This window comes from Solwaraspora sp. WMMB335, assembly GCF_049179075.1.
Lineage (GTDB): Bacteria > Actinomycetota > Actinomycetes > Mycobacteriales > Micromonosporaceae > Micromonospora_E.
The window spans coordinates 3,469,112-3,492,077 of the sequence record NZ_JBMHMF010000001.1 but is presented as its reverse complement, the minus strand read 5'-3'; the positions used below and the strand labels follow the sequence as shown (position 1 = coordinate 3,492,077).

Below are 22,966 nucleotides of genomic sequence, written 5' to 3'. Positions count from 1 at the left end.
CATGCTCAGCGACCGGGGTGACGGCGAGCTCGAACCTGTCGTGACGATGCTGAGCGACGTGCTGCACGGCATCGCCACCGGCCGGATCCGGGTGCCGGCGTTCCAGCGGCCGTTCGTGTGGCGGCCGGAGCAGATGCTGGACCTGTTCGACAGCATCGAGCGGGGCTACCCGATCGGGTATCTGCTGCTGTGGGAGACCACCGACGACGTGGCCTCGCTGGATCACGTCGGCGAGGTGCCGGTGGAGCCCGCTCCGCCGGGGCGGCCGGTGGCGTACGTGCTGGACGGGCATCAGCGGCTGTCCACCCTGTTTGGGGTGCTGCGCCGGCAGGGCCGTGCGCCGCGCCCGGACGATCAGACCGAGTGGAAGTGGCGGATCTACCGGGATCTGGAGCCGAGGTCCGACACCGAGCGCTATCGGCACCACCGGGCGCAGGGCTCGCCGCCGGCTCGCGTACCAGTGAATTTTCTGCCGATGCGGTCGGTGAACTCCACGGCGGATTTCCTCCGGTTCGCCCGGCATCTGGAGCTCACGATTGGTCCAGGCGAGCGGTTGGACCGGCTGGTCGACGAGGCAGAGCGGGTGGCGCAGCGGATCCGTAGCTTTCGGATCCCGCTGGTCAGGCTGCGCGGCGCGCACCTGCGGGAGGCGGTCGAGGTCTACACCCGGCTGAACCGGCGTGGTGTGCGGATGGAGTCGGACCAGGTCGTTTCCGCGTTGACCCACCGGGAGTACCAGCAGCCACTCAGTGAGCGGCTCAAAGCGATCTCGGAGTCGGTGGCCGCGACCGGCTTCGGAGAGCTGCCCCGGATGGCGTTGTTCCGGTCGCTGCTGGCGATCGCCGACGAGCCGGACGTGATGAGCCCACGGTGGGAGAAGCTCGCCGAACGGGTCCAGAATCGGCTGGTCGACGCGGTGCCGGCCACCGATGCCGCAGTGCACAAGGCGGTCGAGTTGCTGCGGGCGGCGGGGCTGCCGTTGGCGGCGCTGTTGCCGTACTCGCATCAGTTGGTGTTGTTGACCTACTTCTTCCACTGCCGGCCGGAGCCGACCGGCAACCAGCGGTTGGAGCTGGAGAAGTGGTTCTGGGTGACGTCGTGGGCGGGGTCGTTCGCGGGCGCCAACTCGACCCGGATCCGTGAGGGCCTGGCGGAGATGAAGTCGTTCGCCTCCGGTGCGGCCCCGGACCTGAAGCTGGACGTCGGCGCGGTGCAGCCGATGCCGGAGCCGTTCAACCTCAACAGCGCCCGGACCTTGGCGTACGTGGCGTGGGAGGCGCACGAGTTCCCGACCCGGCGGGACGCACTCGGGCAGGAGTTCGAGGTGGTGAAACGGTTGGCCGGCGGGGTGCCGCAGGCGTACCGGCAGATCGTGCCCGGCCATTCGACTGCGGCCAACCGGATCATCCTGCCGACCAGCCCGGGGGACAACCCGCTGGGGGTGTTCAAGGAGCTACGAAACGGTCAGCTGGAACGCACGATCAGCCGGGAGCATGTGACGAGGCTGCTGGCCAGTCACTGCATCACCGAGCGGGCCTTTCTCAGGCTGCTGGCCGGCGATCATGAGGGGTTCCTACGGCTGCGGGCCGAGGTGTTGCAGGACCGGCTGCGGGCGTTCGCGAAAGGGCTGGGCGTCATGCTCGGGCCGGACATGACCGGCGTGGCCGACAACGACACCGAGCACGACGAGTGAGCTGCCGCTGGTCGGCCAGAAAGGTCTGTGTGGAGGGCTAACGAGTCGCCCCGGTCGTAGTCGACCGGGGCGATGGCCGCTCGTTGCTTCGGAGGCTTGTGTCAGCCTGTGGGACTGGGGCGTTCCTCATGCCAGGGGTTGCCGCTGTCTTCCTGCTTGGAGAAGCAGAACGGCACTCCGGGGTAGCGCTGGGGGAACGCGCGCTCCGCCTGCTCGGGCGCCGGGGTGCCGACCTCCACGCAGGATCCGTCGTGGCGTACGCCTGACTGCACCACCGGCAGGCCCTGCTGCCGCCAGTAGTCCTGGTCGCGGAGGATCTGTTGAAACGTCGGCTCTAGCTCTATCGCCGCATGGTCGGCCGGGTGTAGACGCACCCGATGGCTCCACGGCATTGCGTCGATCGCCGCCTCGAACTCGGCGGAATCCTTGGCCCAGACATCGATCCGATCATCCTGCACATCGATCGCGAGACCGGCGTAGACCTCGGCGAACTCACCTTCGCCGATGCGCCCGACCGCCATGGCGATCTGGTTCATTTCGCCCTGATTCGGCCATGCGGACGGCACCGCTGTGACGGTCGGATTGCCAGGTCCCGCCGCAACTGAGTCCGACCCGGTGCCGCCGCACGCGCTGAGGAGCACGAGCGTGAGGATCGAAGCGGCGACCATTCGGTGCGTCCTCATGATTTCCTCCCTACCCGCCCCGGCGGCGCGGCTGCGGATACCTCATGTTGGCAGGGGCGTGGTGCCGGTGGCGGGCCGTAGGATCGCAGCCGTGCTCGACGAACTCGACGAAGACGCGCGGCGGCGACTCCAGCAGGCGATGCAGGCGCAGGTAAGACTCCTGGCCGAGGACCTGCGTCTGCGGCTCGCGGAGCCGGAGTCGCTGTCGCTGCGGGCCGAGCTGCTGCAGGAGTACGAGAAGGCGAAGAAGGCCGAGCGGCTGGCCGGCGCGTTCGAGGTGTGGCTGGAGGACGTGCTCGACCAGGCGGCGGTGGCCTGGGTGCTGGGTTGTGTCTTCGTCCGCTTCTGCGAGGACAACGAGCTGATCGACGGGCTGTGGATCGGCGGCGACGACCCGGAGGCCCCGGCCGAGGCGGGGATGCAGCGGCGGCAGGCGTACCTGATCGAGGCCGAGCATGCGTTGCACAACGACCGGCACTGGCTGCGGGAAGCGTTCCGCTACCTGGGCAGGCTGCGCCCGACGGCGCAGATCTTCGACGAGCACAACCCGGTGTGGCGGTTCGACATCTCCGGCGCGGCGGCGGAGGAGTTGAGCAACTTCTTCCGTACGGGGGAGGGCCGGGTGTCGCTGCGCAGCAAGACTCTGGACACTCGCTTTCTCGGTGACCTCTATCAGGAGTTGTCGACGTACGCGAAGAAGACGTACGCGCTGTTGCAGACCCCGGTGTTCGTCGAGAAGTTCATCCTGGACCGGACCTTCGAGCCGGCGCTGAGCGAGTTCGGCCTGCCCGAGATGAAGGTGATCGACCCGACGTGCGGCTCCGGCCACTTCCTGCTCGGCGCGTTCGACCGGCTGGTGCGCGAGTGGCGCAAGCGGGAGCCGACCACCGACATCCGGGCCATCGTCGACCGGGCGCTCGGCCAGGTTACCGGCGTCGACATCAACGCCTTCGCGGTCGCCATCGCCCGCTTCCGGCTGCTGGTCGCCGCGATCAAGCTCGGCAAGTGGCACAAGCTCGAACGCTGCCCCGCCTTCCCGGTCCGGGTCGCCACCGGAGACTCCCTGCTGGAGTGGGGCCGCTTCACCTCCCGCGCACAAGGTGACCTGCTGGCAGCCCTGGAAGGGGAACCAGTCTTCGCCTACGAGAGCGAAGACGACGAACTGCTAGCCGAGTATCTGGAGGTCGGCCAGTACACGGTGGTGGTTGGCAACCCGCCCTACATCACGGTGTCGGACCCGGCGCAGAGTGGTCGCTATCGCAAGATCTACGACGCCTGCTCGGGAAAGTACCAACTTACCGTCCCGTTCGCTCAGCGCTTCTTCAAACTGGCGCAGCGCGGCGACAAGTACGGTGAAGGTGCCGGCTTCGTGGGGCAGATCACCGGAAACGGCTTCATGAAGCGCGAGTTTGGCAAGAAGTTGATTGAGCAATACTTCGCGCACGAAGTTGATCTGTTTGAGGTGATCGACACCTCAGGGGCATTCATTCCTGGGCACGGCACGCCTACCGTCATCCTCGTCGGCCGAAATCGGCCCACGAGCATTCGCTACAGCGGCAGCGTTCGGGTTGTCCTTGGAATTCGCGGGGAGCCATCGACTCCTGAGCCAGCCGCTGACGGTCTGGTTTGGAATGCAATCGTCAGGCAGGTGGATGAGCCGGGTTCAGAGTCGGAGTGGGTTACCGTTGCAAACCTCTCTCGCGATCGACTGTTGAAGCACCCATGGAGTCTCAGTGGGGGCGGCGCACCTGATCTGATGAAGTCGGTCAACCAGGCATCGAGTGGTCCGCTGAAGGACCTCGTCGATCTCATGGGCTTCGTGGCGATCACCGCTGAAGATGATGCATTCTTTCTTGGCCTCGATGCTGCCAGGCGGAAGGGTGTCGAGCATGTCCGGCCGATGGTTACCGGGGATTCCTTGCGGGACTTCAGGGTCATGCCCGAGGTTGTCTGCGTATTTCCCTACAATCAAGATCTTGCTGCAGCCGAGCTGGATCGAATCCCCAACGAATTTGTGCACCTTTGGTCGAACAGGAGGGTCCTGCAGCGCAGAAAGCGATTCGGCACGCTAATTGAGGACATACCCTCGTTGTGCTGGTACGAGTTTGGTGAGCTGTATCGGGAGAAGCTGCGGGTTCCGCTGACGATTGCGTTTGCGTTTGTGGCTACGCACAATCATTTTGTGCTGGATCGGGGCGGGAAGGTCTTCAACCGTTCTGCGCCGGTGATCAAGCTGCCGGAGGGGGCGACGGAGGATGACCATCTGAAGCTGCTCGGCGTACTCAACAGCTCCACCGCCTGCTTCTGGCTCAAGCAGGTCAGTCAGAGCAAGGCTGGCAGCGGCATCGGCCGTGGGATTCAGCCCGAGAGCTGGATGGATCGGTGGGAGTTCACGGGGACCAAGTTGGAGGAGTTTCCGTTGCCGGCGGAGTATCCGTTGGGTCGGGCGCGTGAGCTGGATACGTTGGCGCAGCGGCTAGGCGAGCTGACGCCGGCGGCGGTGGCCGAGTCGGGGGTGCCGACTGTGGAGCGGCTGGCGCAGGCGAGAGTCGAGTACGACCTGGTCCGGGCGCGGATGATCGCGCTTCAGGAGGAGCTGGACTGGGAGGTCTACCGGCTCTACGGGCTGATGGATGAGGACCTGACCCATCCGGACCCGCCAGGGCTGAGCCTTGGTGAGCGGGCGTTCGAGATCACGATGGTACGGAAGGGTGTGGAGACGGCCTGGTTCGTGCGGCACGACTCCGTACCGGTGGACAAGCCCAACCCCGACTGGCCGGCGGATTACCGCGACTTGGTCGAACGACGGATCGCTGCCACGGCCGGCAACCGGCACCTTCAGCTGATTGAGCGCCCGGAGTGCAAGCGTCGGTGGAAGACCGATGGCTGGGCCACGATGCAGGCGGATGCTTTGCGGGACTGGCTGTTGGAGCGGCTGGAGGCCCCGGAGCTGTGGGGTGGCACGCCGGAGCCGCTGTCGGTGGCGCAGCTCGCCGACCGGGTGGCCGGCGACGCCGACTTCCAGCAGGTGTTGGCGCTGCTGCCAGAGTACGAGGGCATGAGCCTGGTCGTCGCGCTCGACAAGCTGGTCGCCACCGAGCATGTGCCGTTCCTGCCGAAGCAGCGCTACAAGCCGTCCGGGCTGCGTAAGCGGGTGCTGTGGGAGCAGGCCTGGGAGAAGCAGCGGCGCGAGGACGCTGGGGAGACGGTGGAGATCGACGTGCCGCCGAAGTACACCTCGGCGGACTTTGTCCGGCCGTCGTACGCGAAGGCGCGGGGCAAGCTCGACGTGCCGAAGGAACGCTTCATCTCGTACCCGGAAATGGGTCGGGACACCGACTCCAGCCTGCTGCTCGGCTGGGCCGGGTGGGACCACCTGGCGCAGGCGCAGGCGCTGGCCACGGTGTACGTGAATCGGCGCAGCCAGGAGGCGTGGGAGGCGCACCGCCTGCTGCCGCTGCTCGCCGGGCTGCTGGAGCTGGAGCCGTGGCTACACCAGTGGTACGCCGCCGAACGCCCCGGCTACCCCGGATCGCCGGCACAGTTTTACACCGACTTCATCAACACCGAGCTGTCCACCCTCAGCTCCGATCGCACCGCCCTGTCCCTGCTCCGTGGCCTCCCTGAGTAGTCAGACCAGAAGTGACAGCTACCTGTACTGAGCGGCGGTTTCCTCCGCTTCGCGGATGAAATCCTCCAACTCGGCTTCGGTCCACTGTTCGTCCTGCAATAGCGTCCCGAGGAGCAGGATTTGAGTTGAGAAGGCGACGTCTGGCTCGATTCCGTCGAGCAGGTCCGTTTCGCCGAGGGCTCCTCGGATCATGCCCTCCATCGCCAGAGCTGGCAGTTCGTGACCGTCCGCGTATCGCTGACGGGTCATGGTGACGAAGTTGGCGATCTGTTTGAGGTCCGGCGTCTCGCCGAAGCGCCGTTGCACGGCGATGAGAAATGCCGCAGAGATGGTCTGAGGGCCTTCCCGTAGCCCGTTGTCACCAATCTCTACGAGCAGCCGATCCGCCGTGCCCCAGTCACCTCGAGCAAAGGCTCGGACGAGATCACTAAGGTTTTGCTTGTTGGTCACGTTTTAGGTACCTCGCTATCTGTCTTCGTGCGGCGTTGACCGTTCGGTTGACCGTGATGCCGGCGATCAGCCCGAGGATGAGGATATGGCCACCGGCCTCCGGCGGGTCGATCCGGGCGGGATGGGTTGGAACGAACGCGCTCGGGGTGCCGGTGTGGCTGGTCTGTGTGCCTGCCGGACCACGTGGGCCGCCACCGATGCGGATTGCCACTTGGCCAGCCTCGACCATGCTCTTGCCGGTGTCTTGTACGTTCTCGGCGTTGCGCGCCATCTTGTTCAAGAAGCTGGCAGCACCTCGACGGGCGTCGGATCGGCGGGTGGTGTCGGCGAGGAGTTCTTCGCCGGTGGGGCCGGCGAGTGTGGGTTCGGTGGGTGCTGAGCCGGGGGCGATGCGGTTGGAGTAGGCGTTGAGGTGTCTGACTGCCTCCATGAGCAGTCGGGCCACCTTCGCGGCCTTGTCGGCGGCGGTCGTCCACTCGGCGGTGGCGTTGGTGACAGCGGGTGCTGCCGCGCCGGTGCTGGCGTCGGCAAGGATCTGGTGCGCCTCTGCTGCTTCTTGCTGGGCGCGGAGGGCTGCCGCAGCGGCTGAGCTGAAGCCAGTGGATGCCCGAGCGAGCTGGGCGATGACGTCGGCAACCGGGCCGCTCATCAGAGTCCCGAGCGGTAGGTGTCGACCAACTTGGTGCCGGCGTCGAGCCTGGCGATCGTCAACTCGATCTCGTTGAGCGCGCACTGGGCCTTGTTGAGCGCGTTTGTCGCCCGCTCATGGTTGCTGCCCTGGCAGGTGTAGGTAGCCAGTTCCAGCGCTTTGCCCGCTGTTGCCGCTGCCTGCTGCAACGTGTTCTTGCTGCTGGCTGCGCTCTCCAAGCCCCTGCCCAGCTGGGCTTTGACGTCGTCGACGCTCACCTAGCCGGCCTCCACGGTCGCGGAGCCGCCTTTCGGGACGACGGCGCACGTTCGTTCGGTGCGTCTGACCATACTCGACGAGTCGTGGGACAGCGACCCTGAGCGACGGAAATCCGTCACAGGCATCGATCAGCGGGAGCCTTCGGGGTTGAGGGTGGAGAGGAAGGACGTCTAGCCGGTGGGGGTGAAGCTGAGGGTGGGGCCGGCGGGGTCTTTGCTGTCGCGTACGAGGACTGTGGCGGGGACGTTGGTGGCGACCTCGACGCACATGCCTTGCGCGTTGCTACGGGTGCTCTTGCGCCAGTGCCCCGGGTGTGGCGCCTCCGTCTGATCCTAAAATCGATGTTTGGCGAACGTCTTGTGGCTGAGGCTGAGGGGGCAGGCAGCAGGGCTGATCGGTTTGCGCGTCGTTTCGTGCAGAAGGTCGACTCCGCTGGGGAGCATCTGCAGAACGCGGAAAAGACGATGCAGACGGGGAAGGAGATTTTCGATCTTTTTAAGATTAAGCCGGGTTCGGAGAGTGCTACGAACGGTAGCGCCGGATTCGATTTCTGCTGATCGCCCGACTGCGGATAATCCTGTGACTGCCGTAATCGTAACTGCAGGTGCTGCTGCGGTGGTGGGCCGCGAAATGTGGAAAAATACAAAAAGCGTCGTGAAGGAAAGCAAATAATGAAGATTGAGCCTGACTTGGTTGAATATTTCCGTACCATGCTCAAGGGTGATTATGCCGAAAATGATTGCTTGGAAGCTCAACTGAACACCAAGGGTTGGGGTGACTTCTCTACTCTAATTGGCATCGTCTTCTACTATGCCGTCAACTACCATCTGCCGGTGGACGCTAGCGAATCCGACATCGTGCAATTCGTTGCCGAGTTGCGCGCGGCTGCCCCGGTGGACCCACGCGAGATTGACGCCAACGCTGCGGAGGGCTTGGTGAAGGCAGCACTCGACCCCGATGTCGAGTCCGACTTCGATCCTGAGATGGCCGGTAAGATCCAGAGCCTCATCATCATGCACGTGCTCGGCGAGGGCAGGGCAAGTGGCGACAAGATTGATGCCATCCTCGCCAGTGCTGTCGATACCGCAAGTCGACTCTGATAGTGGTGTCGGGCCGCTGATAGGACCGGGCCGCTCAGTTGTTGTCGTGCGACCACTGTCTTATTCATTGTGCTCGGGGTGGGCCTCGTGGAGCAGTCCTTCGGCTTCTAAAAGGAAGGCGTCAAGTTGTTCCTCGCTCAACTGCGCGTCCTCAATGAGTCTGAACAGCAGCTGGGCCTGGATCTCTGCCATCGCGCCGATGTCGAGCTTATCTACGGTCTCCTCGGCGCCCGCGATGTCCATGCCGAGCATGGCGAAGATGAGAGCTTCAGATTCTTTCGCTGGCAGTTCATGTCCCTCAGCGAGGTTCGCTCGCGCATCGGCGACAAACCTCATGACCTCGCCTGGATCGAGGTTCTGGCCGAACCGCCGCTGGACTGCGACAAAGAAGGCGTACCCGATGATGGCTACGGGAGTGCCCTTGCCCTGCTCTTCGAACTGTCGGACGAAGGAGTCGTAGGCTTTCCAGTCTTGAATCAGGATCGTGCGAACAAACTTGGTTTCTTCATCCATCGGTATCGTCCTTCTTGATTGACTTTCGATTCTTTGCTCGCTTACGAATTCCTGAAGCGATCTCGGATCCCTTTGCGCCAAGGACAGCGAGAGTCAGTGCGGCCAGGAGCGCTTCGCCGGCTGTTCCGCTTGGTTGATGCGCCGGCTCGAAGGCGAAATCTGGAGGCCTGCTGACCGTGCTTCCTCCGGGTAGGTTCGCTGCATCATGGAACCAGTCCACAGCCTTCTTGATGTGTTGAAGTCCGTCGTCCGCGGCTCTGACCTGCCCGATCCGGCCGAGCGCCTTGATCGCCTTCGGCGACTTGCTGTACTGCGGCACTGTGAGGCTCTCACCGGTTGGCATCCCCCCAGTGCTGGAACTGCGGCTCGGGATCGAGCCGGGAGCGATGTGGTCGGCGTAGCTCGCGATCTCGGCGGCTGCTTCAGCGACGAGTCGGGCGACCTTGCCGGACTTCGCGGCTGCTTCGCTGGCCTCACTTAGCATCGCGTCAGCGTGCTTGTTGTTGGCACCCGCCGTGGCGGTCTCGTAGTGCTTGAGTCCTTCGGCCGCTGTTTGCTGCGCGTTGCTGGCCTCGATGGCAGCACCGTCAAGATCACTGAGGATCTGCCGCAGCTGCCCGATAACGTCGCCAACGCTGCTGCTCACCCGAGGGCCTTCAGGTACTTGTCGGCGCTGCCACTGCTGTTTCGGATCCGGCGCTGAACCAGTTCACCTTCGGTGTCAGCCTCGCGTAGCAGGCTGAGAGCAGCCGTGACGTGATCGTGTCGGCTGTCTTGGAGAACTGCGATGGCAGCGAGGTGACAGCTCCGGACGGTCTCCCGTACGGACCCGATGGTTGTCGCCGCCGCCTCCAATGTCTCGGTCCCCTCGCGCAGACGGCCCTTGACTTCGTCGACACTCACTGCTGCTACCCGAGGATACCGGCGTACCGCTGGGTTGCCTCCCCTGCGGATCGGACGAGGCCGACGGCGGACTCAAGTTGGTTCTTGGTCTGTTCGCAGCGGTTGATGGCCTCGCCGATTAGGGGGTGCCCGGTGCCTGCTGCGACCGCGCGGAGCTGCGTGAGCATGTTGTCCAAAGCGTTCACTGCGGCGGCAATCTGCTGCCGTGTCGCGTTCCCATGCTCGGCGGCCTGGGCAAGTCCGGCCTTGACCTCTTGGATACTCGCCACCAGTGTCTCCCCAAGTCCTGACTGGCGTGGATAGCCGAGAACCCTCTCTATAAGCGGAGGCTCACTTTCGGCTTGTCTGACCATAGTCGACCAGCTGTTGGTAGGCGACCCTGAGTGACGGATACTCGTCACTCGCGGCGAGAGCTACTGGCGGTCGGTACGGCGGTGGCCGCCGTGGCGTTGTAGTCAGTCGGCCATCCAGCACGTCAGCATCCACGACGGCCGCGAGCAACAACGGCCGATCGTGGGCACGCTGCTTGCGGGCTGGGCGAATCTCGCCTCGGCGATCGAGGATCTGAACCCGATTCGCGCGGAGCAGCCTGGCGGGTAGGGCGTCGGCAAGCTGCTCGGCGGTGACGTGGTGATCCACTTGCGGATCGGTCAGTGAGGAGTGTCGGGGGTGAGGGTGGAGAGGAAGGACGTCCAGCCAGCGGGGGAAAAGGTGAGTGCCGGGCCGGCGGGGTCTTTGCTGTCGCGTACGAGGACTGTGGCGGGGACGTTGGTGGCCACCTCGACGCACTGACCCTGCCCGTTGCTGCGGGAACTCTTGCGCCAGATAGCCAGATCCAGGCTACGAGGGGTGGTGGTCATTCGGTGCTCTCCCTTGCTCCCTGCTCCAGCATCGCCTCGGCCCTCATCCGCAGGAAGGCCAGCGAGTCGGCGGGTGAGAGCGCGGTTGCGCGGAGGTGGTCGAACGCCAGCCCGTGCGTCTCTACATGGTAGGCCTTGTCGAGGACTGCGGCACCGCTCAGATTTTCCTGGTAGACCACGGTCGGATGGTCGCTGAAGTCGAGCAGCGTGAAGGGCACGCCCATGCCCATGTGCGCGCCCTGGCGAAACGGCAGCACCTGGATGGTGATCGACGGCCGCTGTGCCATGGTGCTCAGGTGCTCCAGCTGGGCTGCCATCACCTGTGGGCCACCGATCGGCCGATGTAGGACTGCTTCGTCGAGGACGAACCACATCCGGGGCGGATCAATGCGATCCATGATCCGCTGGCGAGTGGCACGGACGTCGATTCGGTCCTCGATCTTCTCTGGCGGAGCGTCCGGGAACTCGGCGCTGATGATGGTGCGAGCGTAGTCCGCAGTCTGGAGTAGACCGTTGACGAGCTGGACGTCGTAGATGCGGTGCTGGGTCGCCTCGTTCTCGAAGGCCACGTACTCGGCGAACCAGTCAGGCAAGGTCTTCGAGTAGTCAAGCCACCAGCTGTGCTGACGGGCCTCGCCAGCGAGCTGGAGGATCTCTGCGGCCGTTTCGGCGGGAGCGCCGTAGAGGCGCAGCAACTTCATGACGTTCCGAGTCGTCACCGAGACCTGGGCATTCTCGACGCGAGACAGCGTCGACTTGCCGATCTTCACCTTCTGAATGACCTGGTCGAGTGTCAGATCGGCAGCTTCGCGAAGTGCGCGGAGCTCCGTTGCGAGTCGACGGCGCTGGATGGTCTGGATTCCTGCCACAGCGGACAGTGTGCACCATGCGAGCATCGCTTGGCGAGTACCCATCGGGCGGCAAATTTTTGTGAAGTGATGAGTTGCAAGATCACATTATTGGTGCCAACGTAGTCCGTGCATCGACGGTGGACGGTTGATCAACTGGCCGGCTGCCGGGTAGCGGGAACGGGGAACGGCGAGTGTCTTGATCGTTTCCCGCTGCGTTTCGCTGAAATCCCAGGTGGTCGGGCGGGTCGCGGTAACGGCCCGCCCGGTCGTCCCCAGCCCAATCAGAAGGGTTGATCATGGTGGCGCTTGGTGCCCTGGCTTCCGGAATCCTGCTCGGGTTCTTCGTGGGGCTGTTCAGTTTCAAGATCAAATCGCGTTGGTGTCCCGACTGCGGTCGGCTGACCGTTCCCGCCGCCGATCGGTAGCGTGCCGGCCGACCGGTCTCCGGCCGATCCCCGTCCCGGCGACGAATTGATCATCGATGGTCGGGCGAGTGTGCAGTTCGCGGCCGGGCGAGGCTTCCGGTTCCGGGTGACGACAGTAGACAAGAAGCTGACGTACCAGGGCTGGGTCTGGTTGGCCGGTTATGTGTTGGCACCCGACGGCGAGGCCCGCGATCGACGGGAGATCTTCGTCCAGCGTGACGGCCTCCGCTGGGCACCTATCCGACGACGACACCACTGACCAGGGCAGCGGCACCGCGACGTGAACCGCGCCCTTTCGACCCGTACCCCTGAAGGTCTTTTCTCGATTGGAAGGTGGTCCTGCCGTGCGCAGAATCCTTGACCTGTTCCGTCGGCCGGTGCGCAGCCGGCGCAACCGGCGGCTGCTCGCCGAAATCGCCCGCCACACCCACAACTCGCCGACAGCGGCGGCCGGGCCGCGCCCGCCGGTGCGGCACGCCCCGAACGCTGCCGGTCACCTGTACGGGCGGCCGGTGCGGCCGTCGATCAGCCCCGGCCTGGTCCGCGACCGCCGGTTCGCCGACCGGACCCGGCGCGGCTGCGACCCGGTCGAGGTACGCGCGTTCCTGCACCTGGTCGCCGACGAGTTGACCGCGCTGCGCGCCGAGCTGGCCGCCGCCCGCGACGAGAACGTGCGGGTCAAGCAGGCGCTGCGGGACTGGCAGTCGCAGCAGTTCGAGCAAACCCAGCAGTCGCACCGGTTCGGGGCGGGGGTGGCGGCGTGAACGGGACCAACGCGGTGCCGCCCGGCTCGCTGCACGTCGTCGGGGTCGGCGCGGACCGGCGGCGGGCGCAACGCGTGTTCACCGTCGCCAACCTCGACACCGGGGCGGTGGCCTCGACCAGCCTCGTCCCCGGCACGTTCACGCCGCTGCCGACTCCGGGCGGCACGTGGTGGCTGCCGTACGCGCCGATCGTCACCGACCTGGCGGCCCGCGCGGGGGTGGCCGAGGCGACGCTGCGTGACCCGGACTTTCCCGATGAACCGGGCCGGCTGCCGTCCTCCGGGCTGACGCTGCCGATTCAGTGGCAGCCCGGCATCCCCGAACGGGACCGCCTGCGGTGGGAGGCAGCGGCGCTCACCAACCGGCAGGCCACACCGTGGCTGATCCTCATCGGCCGCAGTGTTGCGCCGCCACCACCGGGAGACCCGGCCCGGCTGCTCGGCCGGTTGTGCGCGCTCGCCGACCAGCTGCACGTCGACCTGGTCCTGGAGGCCCGGCCCAGCTCCACCAAGGGCGGGCTGAGCTGGGACGTACGGTTCGAACTGCCCGGCGGCACGGTGCCCGACTACCAGCACCGCTGGATCGCCGACCTGCCGACCGCGCTCGCCGCCATCCCCGCCGAGCGGGCCGTGACCGGCCTGACCGTGGCCAATGCTCAGCTGCCCGCCCACTACCTGACCGAGGATGCGCTGACCGCGTGTGCGGTGCCGGTCGGGCTCGACGGCCACCCCGGCGGCCACGACCTCGACCAGCTCGAACGGCGGATGGTTGCCGATGCCGAGCGGCACGGCGGCGCGCAGGCCATCTGGCGCAACCGGCACTGGTGGCACGCCAGCCTGCGACCCGCCGAAACCGCCGGCCGGTTCGTGCGCGGCTGGGAACCGCCGGCCCCGAAATACTGGGGCGAGCGGATCCCCGCCCACCCGTGCACCCGGTGCGCCGATCAGGCCGACCCGCCGTTCTGCCTGGACTGTTACGGCACCCGGCGGGTTCGGCGCGGCGCGGTGCTGACCGTCACCGACCTGCGTGGCCGGACCGTGCACCGCAACTGGCGACCCGGCGGCGACCCGACCGACGACAGCACCGGCCCGCAACCGCCCACGTTGGCGCTCACCGACCGGCCGTCCGGCACCACCGTGTGGCAGCTCGACGAGCACTACCAGATCGGCTCGCTCGCGGCGCAGTTCGGCGTCGAGCCGACCGATCTGACCGACATCGACGGCGAACACGTCATCGACCAGCACCTGCGCAACGGCGTCAGCCAGGTCGCCCACACCGGTGGCGACCCGCTCGACGCGTACCTCGGTGAAGTCGGCGCCACCCACGACGGCGCCCGCGTCCTGGTGCTGGCCACCGACTGGTCCGGCCCCACCCTCGACGAACTCGCCGCCGTCGTCCGCGGCCTCGGCCTCGCCCTGGACGTCACCGTCATCGACCACCGCAACACCGTCGGCCGGCCCGAACTGTCGCAGGGCCACAGCTGGTCGGTCCGGGTCGTCGACCCGGCCATCCCGCTGGCCGTCGACCCGGTGCCCACCAGCGCCGCCCTGCCCGAAGCCGTCGCGCTGTGCTACCGCTACCTGCACGGCGCACTGCGCGCCACCATCCCGGCCGACCCGGCCACGCCGTTGCCCGTGCCACAGCAGGCCGCGACGGCCGGCACCGTCGTCGACACCGCAGCCTGCGTCACCGAGGTACGCCGCCTCGCCGCCACCCGGCCCGGCGAACCCGCCACCGTCCGGCTCTGCCCCGACGGCACCCACACCACCATCAAGCTGAACGACGCTTCATGAGGACGCAGATCGCCGCATCCCCCGGTTCGGACCATCCGAGCGTTGACGCAGAAGGGCCATCAGACGTGCGGTTGCACACCGGGGCCGCGGTGGTGGCCCGGCCGAGCCGACCACCGCAGCCCTTGAGGTGGAATCGGCCGTCAGTATGTTGGGGGCAGGTACACGATGCCGGTTGGCCCGGCCGTGCCGACCAGGAACGACTCCACCTGGGCAGGAGGCCAGCCCGGATTGACCTGGAGCACCCGGGCCGCCGCGCCGGCCACGTGCGGTGCCGCCATCGACGTGCCGGTCAGGGTGTTCGTGGGCGGGCCGATCCAGGTGGAGACGATGTTCACACCCGGCGCCCAGATGTCCACACAGGGGCCGTAGTTGGAGAAGGACGGCCGGGCGTCGTTTGCCTGGGTGGCGCCGACGGTGATCGCGGCCGGCAGGCTGGCTGGCGAGAAATTGCAGGCGTTCGCGGCCGAGTTCCCGGCGGCGACGACGTAGGTGATGCCGTCGTTGATCGAGTTGTTCACGATGGTGTTGAGGCTCGTGCTGAAGGAACCACCGAGGCTCATGTTCGCCACGGCCGGCTGACCCGTCGAATGGTGGGCCGTCACCCAGTTGATTCCGGTGATCACGCCGGTGAGGGTGCCTCCGCCTCCGCAGTCGAGGACCTTCACGGCGACCAGCCGGACGTTCTTCGCCACGCCGTACGTGATGGCGCCGACGGTACCGGCCACGTGGGTACCGTGACCGTTGCAGTCGTCGGCGTTGGTGCCTCCGTTGACCGTGTTGACGCCGTAGACCGCCCGCCCGCTGAACTCGGGGTGGGTGATCCGGATTCCGGTGTCGATGATGTAGGCGGTGACGCCCGTGCCCTGGCTGACCCAGCTGTAGGTGCCGCTCAGCGGAAGACTGAGCTGGTCGATGCGGTCGAGTCCCCACGGCGGGTTGAACTGGGTGGCCGTCGTCCGGATGACGTGGTTCTCCTCGACGTAGGCAACCGCCGGATCGGCGGCCAGCCGCCTGGCGGCAGGCTCGGGCAGCCGCGCCTCGAAGCCGTTGAGCGCGTCGCCGTAGACGTCGCCGGTGCTGCCGCCGTACCGGGTGGTCAGCTTCGCGGCCAGGCTCCGGACGGTGGCCTGGCGGGTGCCGGCCCGGCCCCCGACGGCACTGTCCTTGAGCACGACGACATAGCTGTTCGGTATGGCCTGTGCACCGACCGTGTGGCGGATCTCGCCGGTTGGTGGCGCGGCGGCTGCGGGGCTGCCCGCCAGGGCGGCGAGCACGGTCGTGGCGACGCTGGCCGCAGCCAGTCGACGCCAGTGGACGCGCGAGAGATTCATTTCCCATCCTCCCCTTGGCTCATGTTCCGCCAGCGCGCCAAGAAAGGGATCAAGGAAAACGCTGGTGGGCCAACTAGGAAAGAATACAAGTCGATCAATGTTAAGTGCGCCGGGGAGCAGCGAAAAGCGTGCCGTGCCTGGCATAGGGCAATCGTCGGAATCGGCAGCGCGGCGGCCACCCGATCCGCCGAGACGGGCGGTTGACGGCTCGCGCGGCTGGGCGTTAGCTGGTCGGCGTGCGGCAACCTCGGGTCGGTGTGGCGGTCTTCGTGCTCAGCGACGGTCGCTTCCTGATGGGCCTACGTAAGGGTGCCCACGGGGCCGACACCTGGTCGCTGCCCGGCGGTCACCTCGAACACGGGGAGAGCTTCGAGCAGACCGCGTGGCGGGAGGTCGTCGAGGAGACCGGCGTCGAGATCACCAACGTACGCTTCGGCGCGGTCACCAACGACGTGTTCGACGATGCCCGGCACTACGTGACGATCTGGATGATCAGTGACCACCTGCGGGGCACTCCGCAGGTCCGCGAGCCGGACACGTTCGTCGACCTCCGCTGGATCGCCCCGCCCACGATGCCTGATCCACTCTTCCTCCCCATGCGGAACCTGCTCGACCACCACGATCTCGATCAACTGCTCGGCGGCTCGCGCCCACCAGGTTGACCCGAGCCGGAGCGCCCCCGACCCTGCTGGCCCGTGCCCGTATGGCACCCGGCCACCCCGACACCACATCACTTCTCACCCACCCGCCAGACTCGTTTCCATTGAATCGATCTTCGATGAGTGGCTGACACGGGAATGGGAATTGTCAGCGCATTGACCGACAGCGGCTATTTATTTCTCGGGCTTGCTGTCGATAGGTCTGGGTCAGTCTTCGATTAATGGTTGACATGGTGACAGGAAGTTGTCTGATTCTTGGGCTATCTGTCCGCGTCGAATTATCCTGACCCGAAATGCGTTTGGGCCAGGGGGGTCTGATCGTTCGTCATCGCGGTCGTACAGGATTCCGTAAGACCCCGGTAGGCGGTGTGCCACGAATTGCAAGATTTCGTCCGCAAGCCTGGCTTCATCGCGTCTCCGATTGGCGTTTATGCCAACGAAAAGATGGTAGGTGCCGTTGAGGGGTCGAACTTCGACGGACATCGTTGTCCAGCGAGCCTTGTTGATCAAGCCGTGTAGCTCTTGGATAATTGAGTCGAGGTTGTCGAAGTCCGATTCAAAAGTGCTATCTAACAGTGTAATCCATCCATGAAGTTGGTACATTTCATCCTCCAAGTGGTCTGGTGTCGATCGTGGGTTGTATCCCGTACCGTACGCCATACTCTTGGAGCTTGCGAATCACTTCTGGCTTTAGGGGTCCCTCAAAGTGGAAGTACGGACGTCGCCCGGTCTGAAGTGCCCACTCGAACGTTGCCTTTGCTTGGTTGCGGAAATCGCTGCCGATTCGATAATCTGCTGGCTTGTACTGTGCTACATAAAGGTGGCTGACCGCGTCGAACTCGCGCCCTTTTGGATCGCTTGAGAACTTGACGGAGACTCGACCATGGATGCGAACCGCCAGAGCCTGGGCTGCGGGATCTGTGATATTCGCATCAATCAGCTCGTTGGCGGTCCAGCGTCGCATCGTAGGCATCCGCCCACGCCAACAGTGCTGAGCGAAGCTGCGGCGAGAGTCCCAGCTCCCTTGGGTCGACATTGTCTGTGCCGCCTCGATTAAGGAGCCAGAGTGGAAAACAATCGTAGTCGGCCATGACTTGCGCGAGCAATTTATCTTCTGCCAACGGGATTCATCTCCACTAGGGACCATCTGTTCGGTGGCTCGCGCTGGCTGATCCAGTCGATCGACAGCTTCTCGCCGATCTGAAGACGAGATCGATGGCTGCGGCGCAGCCCCGGGCACCCCCGACGCAACCGACCTGCTGGCCGGTGTCCGTACGGAACGTGGCCAGCGCCTCCGGTCCTTTAAAGTTATCGGCGTCGTGGCCGTTCGTCGGGCCACTGAATAGTCATACCACAGCAGTTGGCTCCAGGTGCTATCGGGGCAAATCCTGCCATATCCGTTCTTCTATTCCGAGGTAATCGCCGACGGCGGCTAGATCGGATCTCGTCGTTTCGTTGGTCGACACCTCGTATTCGTCGAGCTGAGTGCAGAAATTCTCGAAGTCCACCCTTGGCTCGCCGGCATCGATCAGACCCCAGATGCTTTCTACGTCATTACGGGGCAGACTGTCTGCAACAGCCAGAATGGCAGCCCGTAGTACGCCGACAGCGACCTCTCGATCGTCAATCTTCATGGGACTGGATGAGCGGTGATGGTGCTTGTGGACCCTTGGCGTCGGGTTGTCCGGAAGGCATCCGCTATAAAGAACTGCTGGTCACCCACTCGCCTGCATCCTCGAATTCATCGCAGCCATCATGCTCAAATCGCACCCTGCCGTCGAAGAGTGATCGGGCATTTGTGCACGCGCCATAATCTGCGCCCAGTTCGCCCGCGAGCGGGAACCAGAATCTACATGAGCCGCATTGCTCGTCGTACCATTCTTCACGATAGTCGGCATGGGTGGTATCGCGATTTCGAAGGGCGACCCAGCGTTCATGTGTTTCGTCTAGGAAGTCTCGGTTCTTGGCGATGCGACCCTGTCTATTCTGTTCATCTGTCGGCATTCGGTTGATATCTTTCGTCGTTTCTGATTTACGCCGCCAGCTTCTGGGATTTTTGCTGCAGTTCTGGTTGGTCTTCAATTAGTGGTCGACATGGGATAGGAGGTTGTCTGATTTTTGGATTATCTGTCCGTGTCGAATTACTCTGACGCGAAAGGCATTCGGTCCAGGTGGGTGTGATTGCTCGTCATCGCGGTCGTGCATGATTCCGTAGGATCCGGTGAGATGGTTTGCCACGAATTGCAAGATCTCGTCCACAAGCTTGCCTATGTAGGCCGATCTGTAGAGAATGCTGCCGGCGCAGCCCCGTCATCTCATGGCGCAGGGCGAGGGCCTCCGCCTGGGGTGCGGTGTCACCTCGGACCAGCAGTCCGAGAGTGCCGACTAGCCGGATCATAATCGGATATACCAGCCGAACCACCACACCGATGATCCTCGACGTGAACCGGGAAATCCCATCTCACCCGTGTGCGAGAGTTCTACCACGGCACACCCTTTCGACATTGGTTGTCGGCGGAACCGGCGGCGCCCAGGGGCAGTCGTTGGTGGCATTTCCGTAGCTGTAGGGCTGACCGGTGGCGGCACCGCTCCAGGTGGCCCCGACGCACCCGATCTGCTGGCCACCTGTTGGCCCGTGCTCGCGCGGATGACGGCCAGCCCGACGCCGAGTCTCCTGCGTTTCAATCTGACTGAATATCACGGTTCCAGCAGTTCTTTGCTTGATAGCAGTCGGATGGCGTCCATTACTACGGAGGTGATCGCTCTGGGCTGGTTTTCCTCAAGCAGTGTGTATTGAAGTATTTCAACCCTGTTTATCAGCTGGAGGAGCTTTTGTGGGAGGTCGCGTTCCTCGTAGAACCCACTTCTCAGAGTGGCCTCGAAAGAAATTGAAAATTCACTTAGGCTAATCTGACCAGTTTCTAGTGATTTGTGTAGCTCGGTGATCTGGCTGACAATTTGCTTGCTGTTCAATGTGTTATCACCGTCACAACGCGACCTTTTGGACTGACTATTACTTGCAGAGTGCCAAGAACATGGGAAAAGTTTCCGTTGTCCTGTAGTGTGCCGCGAGTGCTGCGAATGACGTACTCGACCCAGTTTGGAGAAACGCCCCTGCCGTAGTCGTAGTCACCCCCAGCTTGCCTGATTTGCGGCATGCCTCCGGTAAGTCCTCCCTCGTCGGGGCCCGGTCGCCCAGAGTATCTGAGGCCGCTGGGCTGCATTCTGTCGACGGCGTGTCGCGTGTATAGGCGTCCTCCAATTCTCGCGTATTGCTGCCTATCAACAAAAACTTTCGGATACTCTGCCCAGGTAGTCCACAGGCTGACACCAGAGGCTGGTGGGCAGTTGGCAGCTTGGATGCCTGCGGTGCGGGCGGCGGCTCGTTGGGCTACCGTACCGGCTGCGACGCCACCGGCGGAACCGGCGGCGCCCGAGAGGAAGTCGTAGGCGGCGTTGCCGTAGCTGTAGGGCTGCCCGGTGGCGGCGGCCACGCCGGATCCGTAGAGGACGCTGCCGGCGCCGCCGGCCACGATTCCTCCGGCGATCTGGGTTCCGGTGCTGACTCCGCCGTACAGGCCGGCGGCTGCGCTGCCACCGGCACCGAGAGTGGCGCCGGTGAGCGCGCCGGCCGCAGCGCCGACGGCGATCTTCGTGAGGCAGGTGTTGCGGTCGTCGCCGCTGAGCCAGCAGTCGATGCCGCCGACGGCGGCCCCGGCTACTCCGCCGATGATGGCGGTGCAGATGATCGGGCATTCTCCGGTCGGGTCGGTCAGGACCGTCGGCCGGTTGTAGCCGTAGTGGTAGGTCTGGGTGAAGGCGGTGTCCGCTGCGGCGGCAATCGGGTCCGGGGACGTGAACCGACCGGTGGTGGCGTCGTAGTCACGGGCCCGGACGTCGTACAGGCCGGTGGTGTGGTCGAGGTACTGGCCGTGGAAGCGCAGCGGGTTGTCGGCGTAGTCGCCGGTGTCGGCACCGGTCGGGCTTTCGTACGGGTCGAGGTCCGTGCTGCCGGTCAGGGTGGTCGTGTCAGCGACTCCGGTGATGCTGCCCTGATGGTCGCCGAGCAACCAGGCCGGGGTGCCGCTGGCGGTGTCGGCGAGGGCGGCACCCAGATCGGTCATCGGGTCTGTCCACCACTGATGGGTCAGGGTGTCGGTGCCGTCGCGTTCGTCGAGGCGGGTCGGTAGGCCGAGGGTGTCCCAGCTCCAACTGGCGTCCAGAGCCGCGTCGACCGTGCGGTTGACGCGGTTGCCGGCCTCGTCGTAGCCGTACCCGGCAACTGCCAACACGATCGGGTGTCCACATCCGACAACAGACCGAGCAGGAACGCCCTGGCCTGCCGGCGCGGTTCCACCCGCCCGAACCGGCCCGCGATCCACGCGAACCCGGTGTCGAACTCTTCCCGCCAACTGTCGGCGTCTACGCTGTGCCCAGCGGCCGCCACGCGATCTTCGCTTGTCTTCACAAACAGTGCATGATCAACCGGCGGCCGTCCTCGTGCCCGCAGACACGCCGAACAGCCTCTACCCGACCGAACTCATCGCCGGTCATCTACATAACGAACCCGGGCTGCCGTACTACGGGGTGAGAACGGGGAGGGTTCGCGGACGCCGATGCCGTGGGATCGGCCGGGCTCGTGGGATGGGGCGACGTTCGGGGTGTATCGGGCGTTGGTGGCGTTGCGTCGGGAGGTGCCGGAGCTGCGGCACGGCGGCCTTCGGTGGGTGTACGCCGATGACGACGCCCTGGTCTACCTGCGGGAGTCGCCGTCCGGGGCGGTGTTGGCGTTGGCCCGCCGTGCGTCGGGTGCTCCGGTGCGGTTGACCGGTCTGGTGGCCCCGCCGGACGCTGCTGCTCCGGCACTCGACAATTTGTACGGCGGCGCACCACCGCTGCGCCCAGAGGCCGACGGCACCCTGACCCTGCCCGCCGCCGGCCCCACCTTCCAACTCTGGCGCCTCTGACCTTGCGGGCGACTGCCGATCGAACCCATACCCACGCGGTTGGATGCGCCAGTCGATCTGTATGGAATCCGACACCGCCACCTACTTTCCGCACCTACATCTCGGCGAAATGTCCGATTGCTGCCAGTTTGCAGGAATGGGACTCACGGTACGTAGTCAACACGAACATGGCGTCCGCGGTAGCGGGTGCACGACATGAGTGACATTCAGATGGGTCTATTGCATGGAAATGACCCGTGGGATTAGGCCCCACGGGTCATTGGATCCCACTGTCGCCCAGGAGGCCACGAACGTGAGAACGCGATCCAGTGTACTCCACCAAGTCAGTCGCGTCGCGGCTTCGCTCGCGCTGTGCGCCGGAATGCTCGCAGTCGCGAACCCTGCGGTAGCGGCCGCAGTCAAGCCGAGTGATGCCGAAATTCGCGCAAGCTTGAGCCGAATCTCGAACGGCACATGGAGCGAGGCCGACATCGACCTACTAAAGCAGGTGCCAGAGGTGGGCCGGCTTGTCCCTGACCCTCGCGACCCAGGAACGCTGACCGCCATGCCAGCCCAGCCGATAACACCGTCAGACGCCATTCGATCGGACTTCGGCACGCAAGCCATCAACTGCTGGAACCAGTGGAGCTATGTAGAACAGAATGATATCTTCGGTAGCCGTATCTACCGGTTCAATATCGAGACGGACTGGTGCTATGATACGGTCAGCTACAACCTTGTGCGCGTAGACCGCGCAGTTGGCTATATCAGCCACGTAGCCTGGGGAATCTACCACCGAGGTTGGCAGGTAGACAGCTTCGGCGTTCGCAGTAACCCCAAGAGCGGCTGGCACGATAAGAGGGCCAACATCGAGTATTGTGTGGGCGGAAACGTCGGGTGCTACACGGCGACCTACCCATACATCAACATCGAGCTTGGATCTACGGCTGGGTCATACCCGTGGAGTTGGAAGGTGGAAGCCTCTTCGCCAAGGTAGTCCTAGTAAATTCCCTGTCCATGTTCAAGGGAGAGAGCATGAACCAAAGTATCCGCTTTGTACTGTTAACAACTCTCCAGATCGCTGCCGTGGTTATTCTGTTTGCCTTTATCATGACGGCGCTATTCGATCCGGGCGGATGGTCGAAGATTGACTGGTTTACCAACCTTCTCCCCCTGCTAATAACGATCATGGTCATTAATGCTGCCATCCAGATTGTCAGGCTGAGCAGGCAGGCAATGCGCAGGGGTCGGGATAGGTCAAAGTAGCTTGTGCTGCCCCGCTCGTCCGGTATCCGCATCAATGGCTGCCGGGCGAGCGTCCATGTACTCTCTATGGAATCTGGGGCAGAGATCAAATCCTATCACTCATTGGTGATTTCGGCTTCATGTCGCGTTTTCTGATGCGATTATGATTGCCGTGACCTCTGTTGCAGCGGTTGAATGGCTGGGGTCTGATC

General features: G+C 64.5%; 28 protein-coding genes and 2 pseudogenes. 11 read left to right on the top strand and 19 right to left on the bottom strand.

Annotated elements, in window-relative coordinates; genetic code table 11:
* The first annotated feature begins 1 nt into the window (after window position 1).
* A complete protein-coding gene (locus tag ACN27F_RS15115; RefSeq protein WP_421434141.1) occupies window positions 2–1,693 on the top strand; it encodes a DUF262 domain-containing protein in 1,692 nt (563 codons plus the stop codon).
* Window positions 1,694–1,794: 101 nt separating this feature from the next.
* Here ACN27F_RS15115 and ACN27F_RS15110 read toward each other — a convergent pair whose 3' ends face one another.
* On the bottom strand, window positions 1,795–2,361 hold the full coding sequence (locus ACN27F_RS15110; RefSeq protein WP_421434139.1) for a hypothetical protein: 567 nt from the start codon (window positions 2,359–2,361) through the stop codon (window positions 1,795–1,797).
* A 106-nt stretch (window positions 2,362–2,467) separates the two neighbouring features.
* On the opposite strand from ACN27F_RS15110, the gene pglX reads away from it, so the two are divergent.
* Entirely contained in the window at window positions 2,468–6,007 is a 3,540-nt protein-coding gene (gene pglX / locus ACN27F_RS15105) for a BREX-2 system adenine-specific DNA-methyltransferase PglX (RefSeq protein ID WP_421434138.1), read from the top strand.
* Between the two features lie 18 nt (window positions 6,008–6,025).
* Here the strand turns inward: pglX and ACN27F_RS15100 are convergent, their stop codons facing one another.
* From ACN27F_RS15100 to ACN27F_RS15085, 4 genes and pseudogenes are all read right to left on the bottom strand, one after another.
* Window positions 6,026–6,457: a hypothetical protein gene (locus ACN27F_RS15100; protein ID WP_421434137.1), complete on the bottom strand. Its 432-nt coding sequence runs from the start codon at window positions 6,455–6,457 to the stop codon at window positions 6,026–6,028.
* Window positions 6,435–7,106 (bottom strand): hypothetical protein, encoded by a 672-nt coding sequence (locus tag ACN27F_RS15095; RefSeq protein WP_421434136.1) that lies wholly within the window; start codon window positions 7,104–7,106, stop codon window positions 6,435–6,437. Before ACN27F_RS15095 ends, ACN27F_RS15100 begins: the two co-directional genes overlap by 23 nt.
* Entirely contained in the window at window positions 7,106–7,363 is a 258-nt protein-coding gene (locus ACN27F_RS15090) for a hypothetical protein (protein WP_421434135.1), read from the bottom strand. Before ACN27F_RS15090 ends, ACN27F_RS15095 begins: the two co-directional genes overlap by 1 nt.
* Before the next feature lie 171 nt (window positions 7,364–7,534).
* A pseudogene (locus ACN27F_RS15085) lies at window positions 7,535–7,657 on the bottom strand (DUF397 domain-containing protein); the annotation flags it as partial.
* Window positions 7,658–7,705: 48 nt separating this feature from the next.
* On the opposite strand from ACN27F_RS15085, the gene ACN27F_RS15080 reads away from it, so the two are divergent.
* On the top strand, window positions 7,706–7,921 hold the full coding sequence (locus ACN27F_RS15080; protein ID WP_421434134.1) for a hypothetical protein: 216 nt from the start codon (window positions 7,706–7,708) through the stop codon (window positions 7,919–7,921).
* Between the two features lie 114 nt (window positions 7,922–8,035).
* Window positions 8,036–8,464, top strand: coding sequence for a hypothetical protein (locus tag ACN27F_RS15075; RefSeq protein WP_421434133.1), 429 nt, complete (start codon window positions 8,036–8,038; stop codon window positions 8,462–8,464).
* A 60-nt stretch (window positions 8,465–8,524) separates the two neighbouring features.
* Here ACN27F_RS15075 and ACN27F_RS15070 read toward each other — a convergent pair whose 3' ends face one another.
* The 5 genes from ACN27F_RS15070 to ACN27F_RS15050 all read right to left on the bottom strand — a co-directional run bounded on the left by ACN27F_RS15070 (window position 8,525) and on the right by ACN27F_RS15050 (window position 11,609).
* Window positions 8,525–8,977 carry a hypothetical protein gene (locus ACN27F_RS15070; protein WP_421434132.1) on the bottom strand — a complete coding sequence of 151 codons (453 nt, stop codon included), beginning with the start codon at window positions 8,975–8,977 and terminating at the stop codon, window positions 8,525–8,527.
* Window positions 8,970–9,623 (bottom strand): hypothetical protein, encoded by a 654-nt coding sequence (locus ACN27F_RS15065; RefSeq protein ID WP_421434130.1) that lies wholly within the window; start codon window positions 9,621–9,623, stop codon window positions 8,970–8,972. Before ACN27F_RS15065 ends, ACN27F_RS15070 begins: the two co-directional genes overlap by 8 nt.
* A gap of 262 nt (window positions 9,624–9,885) precedes the next feature.
* Complete coding sequence (locus ACN27F_RS15060) at window positions 9,886–10,149, bottom strand: hypothetical protein (protein WP_421434128.1); 264 nt, start codon at window positions 10,147–10,149, stop codon at window positions 9,886–9,888.
* Window positions 10,150–10,530: 381 nt separating this feature from the next.
* A complete protein-coding gene (locus ACN27F_RS15055) occupies window positions 10,531–10,740 on the bottom strand; it encodes a DUF397 domain-containing protein (protein ID WP_421434127.1) in 210 nt (69 codons plus the stop codon).
* Window positions 10,737–11,609, bottom strand: coding sequence for a helix-turn-helix domain-containing protein (locus ACN27F_RS15050; RefSeq protein ID WP_421434125.1), 873 nt, complete (start codon window positions 11,607–11,609; stop codon window positions 10,737–10,739). The genes ACN27F_RS15055 and ACN27F_RS15050 overlap by 4 nt, the downstream gene beginning before the upstream one ends.
* A 408-nt stretch (window positions 11,610–12,017) precedes the next feature.
* On the opposite strand from ACN27F_RS15050, the gene ACN27F_RS15045 reads away from it, so the two are divergent.
* From ACN27F_RS15045 to ACN27F_RS15035, 3 genes are all read left to right on the top strand, one after another.
* Window positions 12,018–12,275: a hypothetical protein gene (locus tag ACN27F_RS15045; protein WP_421434123.1), complete on the top strand. Its 258-nt coding sequence runs from the start codon at window positions 12,018–12,020 to the stop codon at window positions 12,273–12,275.
* An 85-nt stretch (window positions 12,276–12,360) separates the two neighbouring features.
* Complete coding sequence (locus ACN27F_RS15040) at window positions 12,361–12,780, top strand: DivIVA domain-containing protein (RefSeq protein ID WP_421434121.1); 420 nt, start codon at window positions 12,361–12,363, stop codon at window positions 12,778–12,780.
* The gene (locus ACN27F_RS15035) at window positions 12,777–14,573 is read left to right on the top strand and encodes a hypothetical protein (RefSeq protein ID WP_421434119.1); all 1,797 of its coding nucleotides are present in this window, start codon (window positions 12,777–12,779) and stop codon (window positions 14,571–14,573) included. The genes ACN27F_RS15040 and ACN27F_RS15035 overlap by 4 nt, the downstream gene beginning before the upstream one ends.
* Before the next feature lie 140 nt (window positions 14,574–14,713).
* On the opposite strand, the gene ACN27F_RS15030 is transcribed toward ACN27F_RS15035, so the two are convergent.
* Window positions 14,714–15,904: a S8 family peptidase gene (locus ACN27F_RS15030; RefSeq protein ID WP_421434117.1), complete on the bottom strand. Its 1,191-nt coding sequence runs from the start codon at window positions 15,902–15,904 to the stop codon at window positions 14,714–14,716.
* A 236-nt stretch (window positions 15,905–16,140) separates the two neighbouring features.
* Between ACN27F_RS15030 and ACN27F_RS15025 the strand changes: the two genes are divergently transcribed.
* A complete protein-coding gene (locus tag ACN27F_RS15025; RefSeq protein ID WP_421434115.1) occupies window positions 16,141–16,566 on the top strand; it encodes a nucleotide triphosphate diphosphatase NUDT15 in 426 nt (141 codons plus the stop codon).
* Window positions 16,567–16,770: 204 nt separating this feature from the next.
* Here ACN27F_RS15025 and ACN27F_RS15020 read toward each other — a convergent pair whose 3' ends face one another.
* The 8 genes and pseudogenes from ACN27F_RS15020 to ACN27F_RS14985 all read right to left on the bottom strand — a co-directional run.
* Entirely contained in the window at window positions 16,771–17,166 is a 396-nt protein-coding gene (locus tag ACN27F_RS15020) for an Imm7 family immunity protein (RefSeq protein ID WP_421434113.1), read from the bottom strand.
* A gap of 1 nt (window position 17,167) precedes the next feature.
* Window positions 17,168–17,527 carry a restriction endonuclease fold toxin gene (locus ACN27F_RS15015; RefSeq protein ID WP_421434111.1) on the bottom strand — a complete coding sequence of 120 codons (360 nt, stop codon included), beginning with the start codon at window positions 17,525–17,527 and terminating at the stop codon, window positions 17,168–17,170.
* Window positions 17,528–17,936: 409 nt separating this feature from the next.
* On the bottom strand, window positions 17,937–18,197 hold the full coding sequence (locus ACN27F_RS15010) for a hypothetical protein (RefSeq protein ID WP_421434109.1): 261 nt from the start codon (window positions 18,195–18,197) through the stop codon (window positions 17,937–17,939).
* 64 nt (window positions 18,198–18,261) lie between these two features.
* Window positions 18,262–18,645 (bottom strand): DUF3027 domain-containing protein, encoded by a 384-nt coding sequence (locus tag ACN27F_RS15005; RefSeq protein WP_421434107.1) that lies wholly within the window; start codon window positions 18,643–18,645, stop codon window positions 18,262–18,264.
* Complete coding sequence (locus ACN27F_RS15000) at window positions 18,646–18,834, bottom strand: Imm7 family immunity protein (protein ID WP_421440222.1); 189 nt, start codon at window positions 18,832–18,834, stop codon at window positions 18,646–18,648. It abuts the gene before it with no gap.
* Between the two features lie 426 nt (window positions 18,835–19,260).
* Window positions 19,261–19,536: a hypothetical protein gene (locus tag ACN27F_RS14995; RefSeq protein ID WP_421434105.1), complete on the bottom strand. Its 276-nt coding sequence runs from the start codon at window positions 19,534–19,536 to the stop codon at window positions 19,261–19,263.
* Complete coding sequence (locus tag ACN27F_RS14990) at window positions 19,533–20,687, bottom strand: RHS repeat-associated core domain-containing protein (protein ID WP_421440220.1); 1,155 nt, start codon at window positions 20,685–20,687, stop codon at window positions 19,533–19,535. The genes ACN27F_RS14995 and ACN27F_RS14990 overlap by 4 nt, the downstream gene beginning before the upstream one ends.
* A 134-nt stretch (window positions 20,688–20,821) precedes the next feature.
* Window positions 20,822–21,010, bottom strand: a pseudogene (locus ACN27F_RS14985) (IS701 family transposase); the annotation flags it as partial.
* A gap of 169 nt (window positions 21,011–21,179) precedes the next feature.
* Here ACN27F_RS14985 and ACN27F_RS14980 point away from each other — a divergent pair.
* From ACN27F_RS14980 to ACN27F_RS14970, 3 genes are all read left to right on the top strand, one after another.
* The gene (locus ACN27F_RS14980; RefSeq protein ID WP_421434103.1) at window positions 21,180–21,530 is read left to right on the top strand and encodes a DUF3459 domain-containing protein; all 351 of its coding nucleotides are present in this window, start codon (window positions 21,180–21,182) and stop codon (window positions 21,528–21,530) included.
* A 292-nt stretch (window positions 21,531–21,822) separates the two neighbouring features.
* A complete protein-coding gene (locus ACN27F_RS14975; protein ID WP_421434101.1) occupies window positions 21,823–22,506 on the top strand; it encodes a hypothetical protein in 684 nt (227 codons plus the stop codon).
* 38 nt (window positions 22,507–22,544) lie between these two features.
* A complete protein-coding gene (locus ACN27F_RS14970) occupies window positions 22,545–22,775 on the top strand; it encodes a hypothetical protein (RefSeq protein ID WP_421434099.1) in 231 nt (76 codons plus the stop codon).
* The last annotated feature ends 191 nt before the right edge of the window (window positions 22,776–22,966 follow it).

Bases quoted from the DNA above. Each gene is read 5' to 3' on its own strand.
- ACN27F_RS15010 (WP_421434109.1), bottom strand. From the start codon at position 18,197: ATGAAGATTGACGATCGAGAGGTCGCTGTCGGCGTACTACGGGCTGCC.
- ACN27F_RS15110 (WP_421434139.1), bottom strand. From the start codon at position 2,361: ATGGTCGCCGCTTCGATCCTCACGCTCGTGCTCCTCAGCGCGTGCGGC.
- ACN27F_RS15115 (WP_421434141.1), top strand. From the start codon at position 2: ATGCTCAGCGACCGGGGTGACGGCGAGCTCGAACCTGTCGTGACGATG.
- ACN27F_RS15080 (WP_421434134.1), top strand. From the start codon at position 7,706: ATGTTTGGCGAACGTCTTGTGGCTGAGGCTGAGGGGGCAGGCAGCAGG.
- ACN27F_RS15075 (WP_421434133.1), top strand. From the start codon at position 8,036: ATGAAGATTGAGCCTGACTTGGTTGAATATTTCCGTACCATGCTCAAG.
- ACN27F_RS14990 (WP_421440220.1), bottom strand. From the start codon at position 20,687: ATGACCGATCTGGGTGCCGCCCTCGCCGACACCGCCAGCGGCACCCCG.
- ACN27F_RS14970 (WP_421434099.1), top strand. From the start codon at position 22,545: ATGAACCAAAGTATCCGCTTTGTACTGTTAACAACTCTCCAGATCGCT.
- ACN27F_RS15020 (WP_421434113.1), bottom strand. From the start codon at position 17,166: ATGTACCAACTTCATGGATGGATTACACTGTTAGATAGCACTTTTGAA.
- ACN27F_RS15015 (WP_421434111.1), bottom strand. From the start codon at position 17,527: ATGCGACGCTGGACCGCCAACGAGCTGATTGATGCGAATATCACAGAT.
- ACN27F_RS15095 (WP_421434136.1), bottom strand. From the start codon at position 7,106: ATGAGCGGCCCGGTTGCCGACGTCATCGCCCAGCTCGCTCGGGCATCC.
- ACN27F_RS15055 (WP_421434127.1), bottom strand. From the start codon at position 10,740: ATGACCACCACCCCTCGTAGCCTGGATCTGGCTATCTGGCGCAAGAGT.
- ACN27F_RS14980 (WP_421434103.1), top strand. From the start codon at position 21,180: ATGCCGTGGGATCGGCCGGGCTCGTGGGATGGGGCGACGTTCGGGGTG.
- ACN27F_RS15070 (WP_421434132.1), bottom strand. From the start codon at position 8,977: ATGGATGAAGAAACCAAGTTTGTTCGCACGATCCTGATTCAAGACTGG.
- ACN27F_RS15030 (WP_421434117.1), bottom strand. From the start codon at position 15,904: ATGAATCTCTCGCGCGTCCACTGGCGTCGACTGGCTGCGGCCAGCGTC.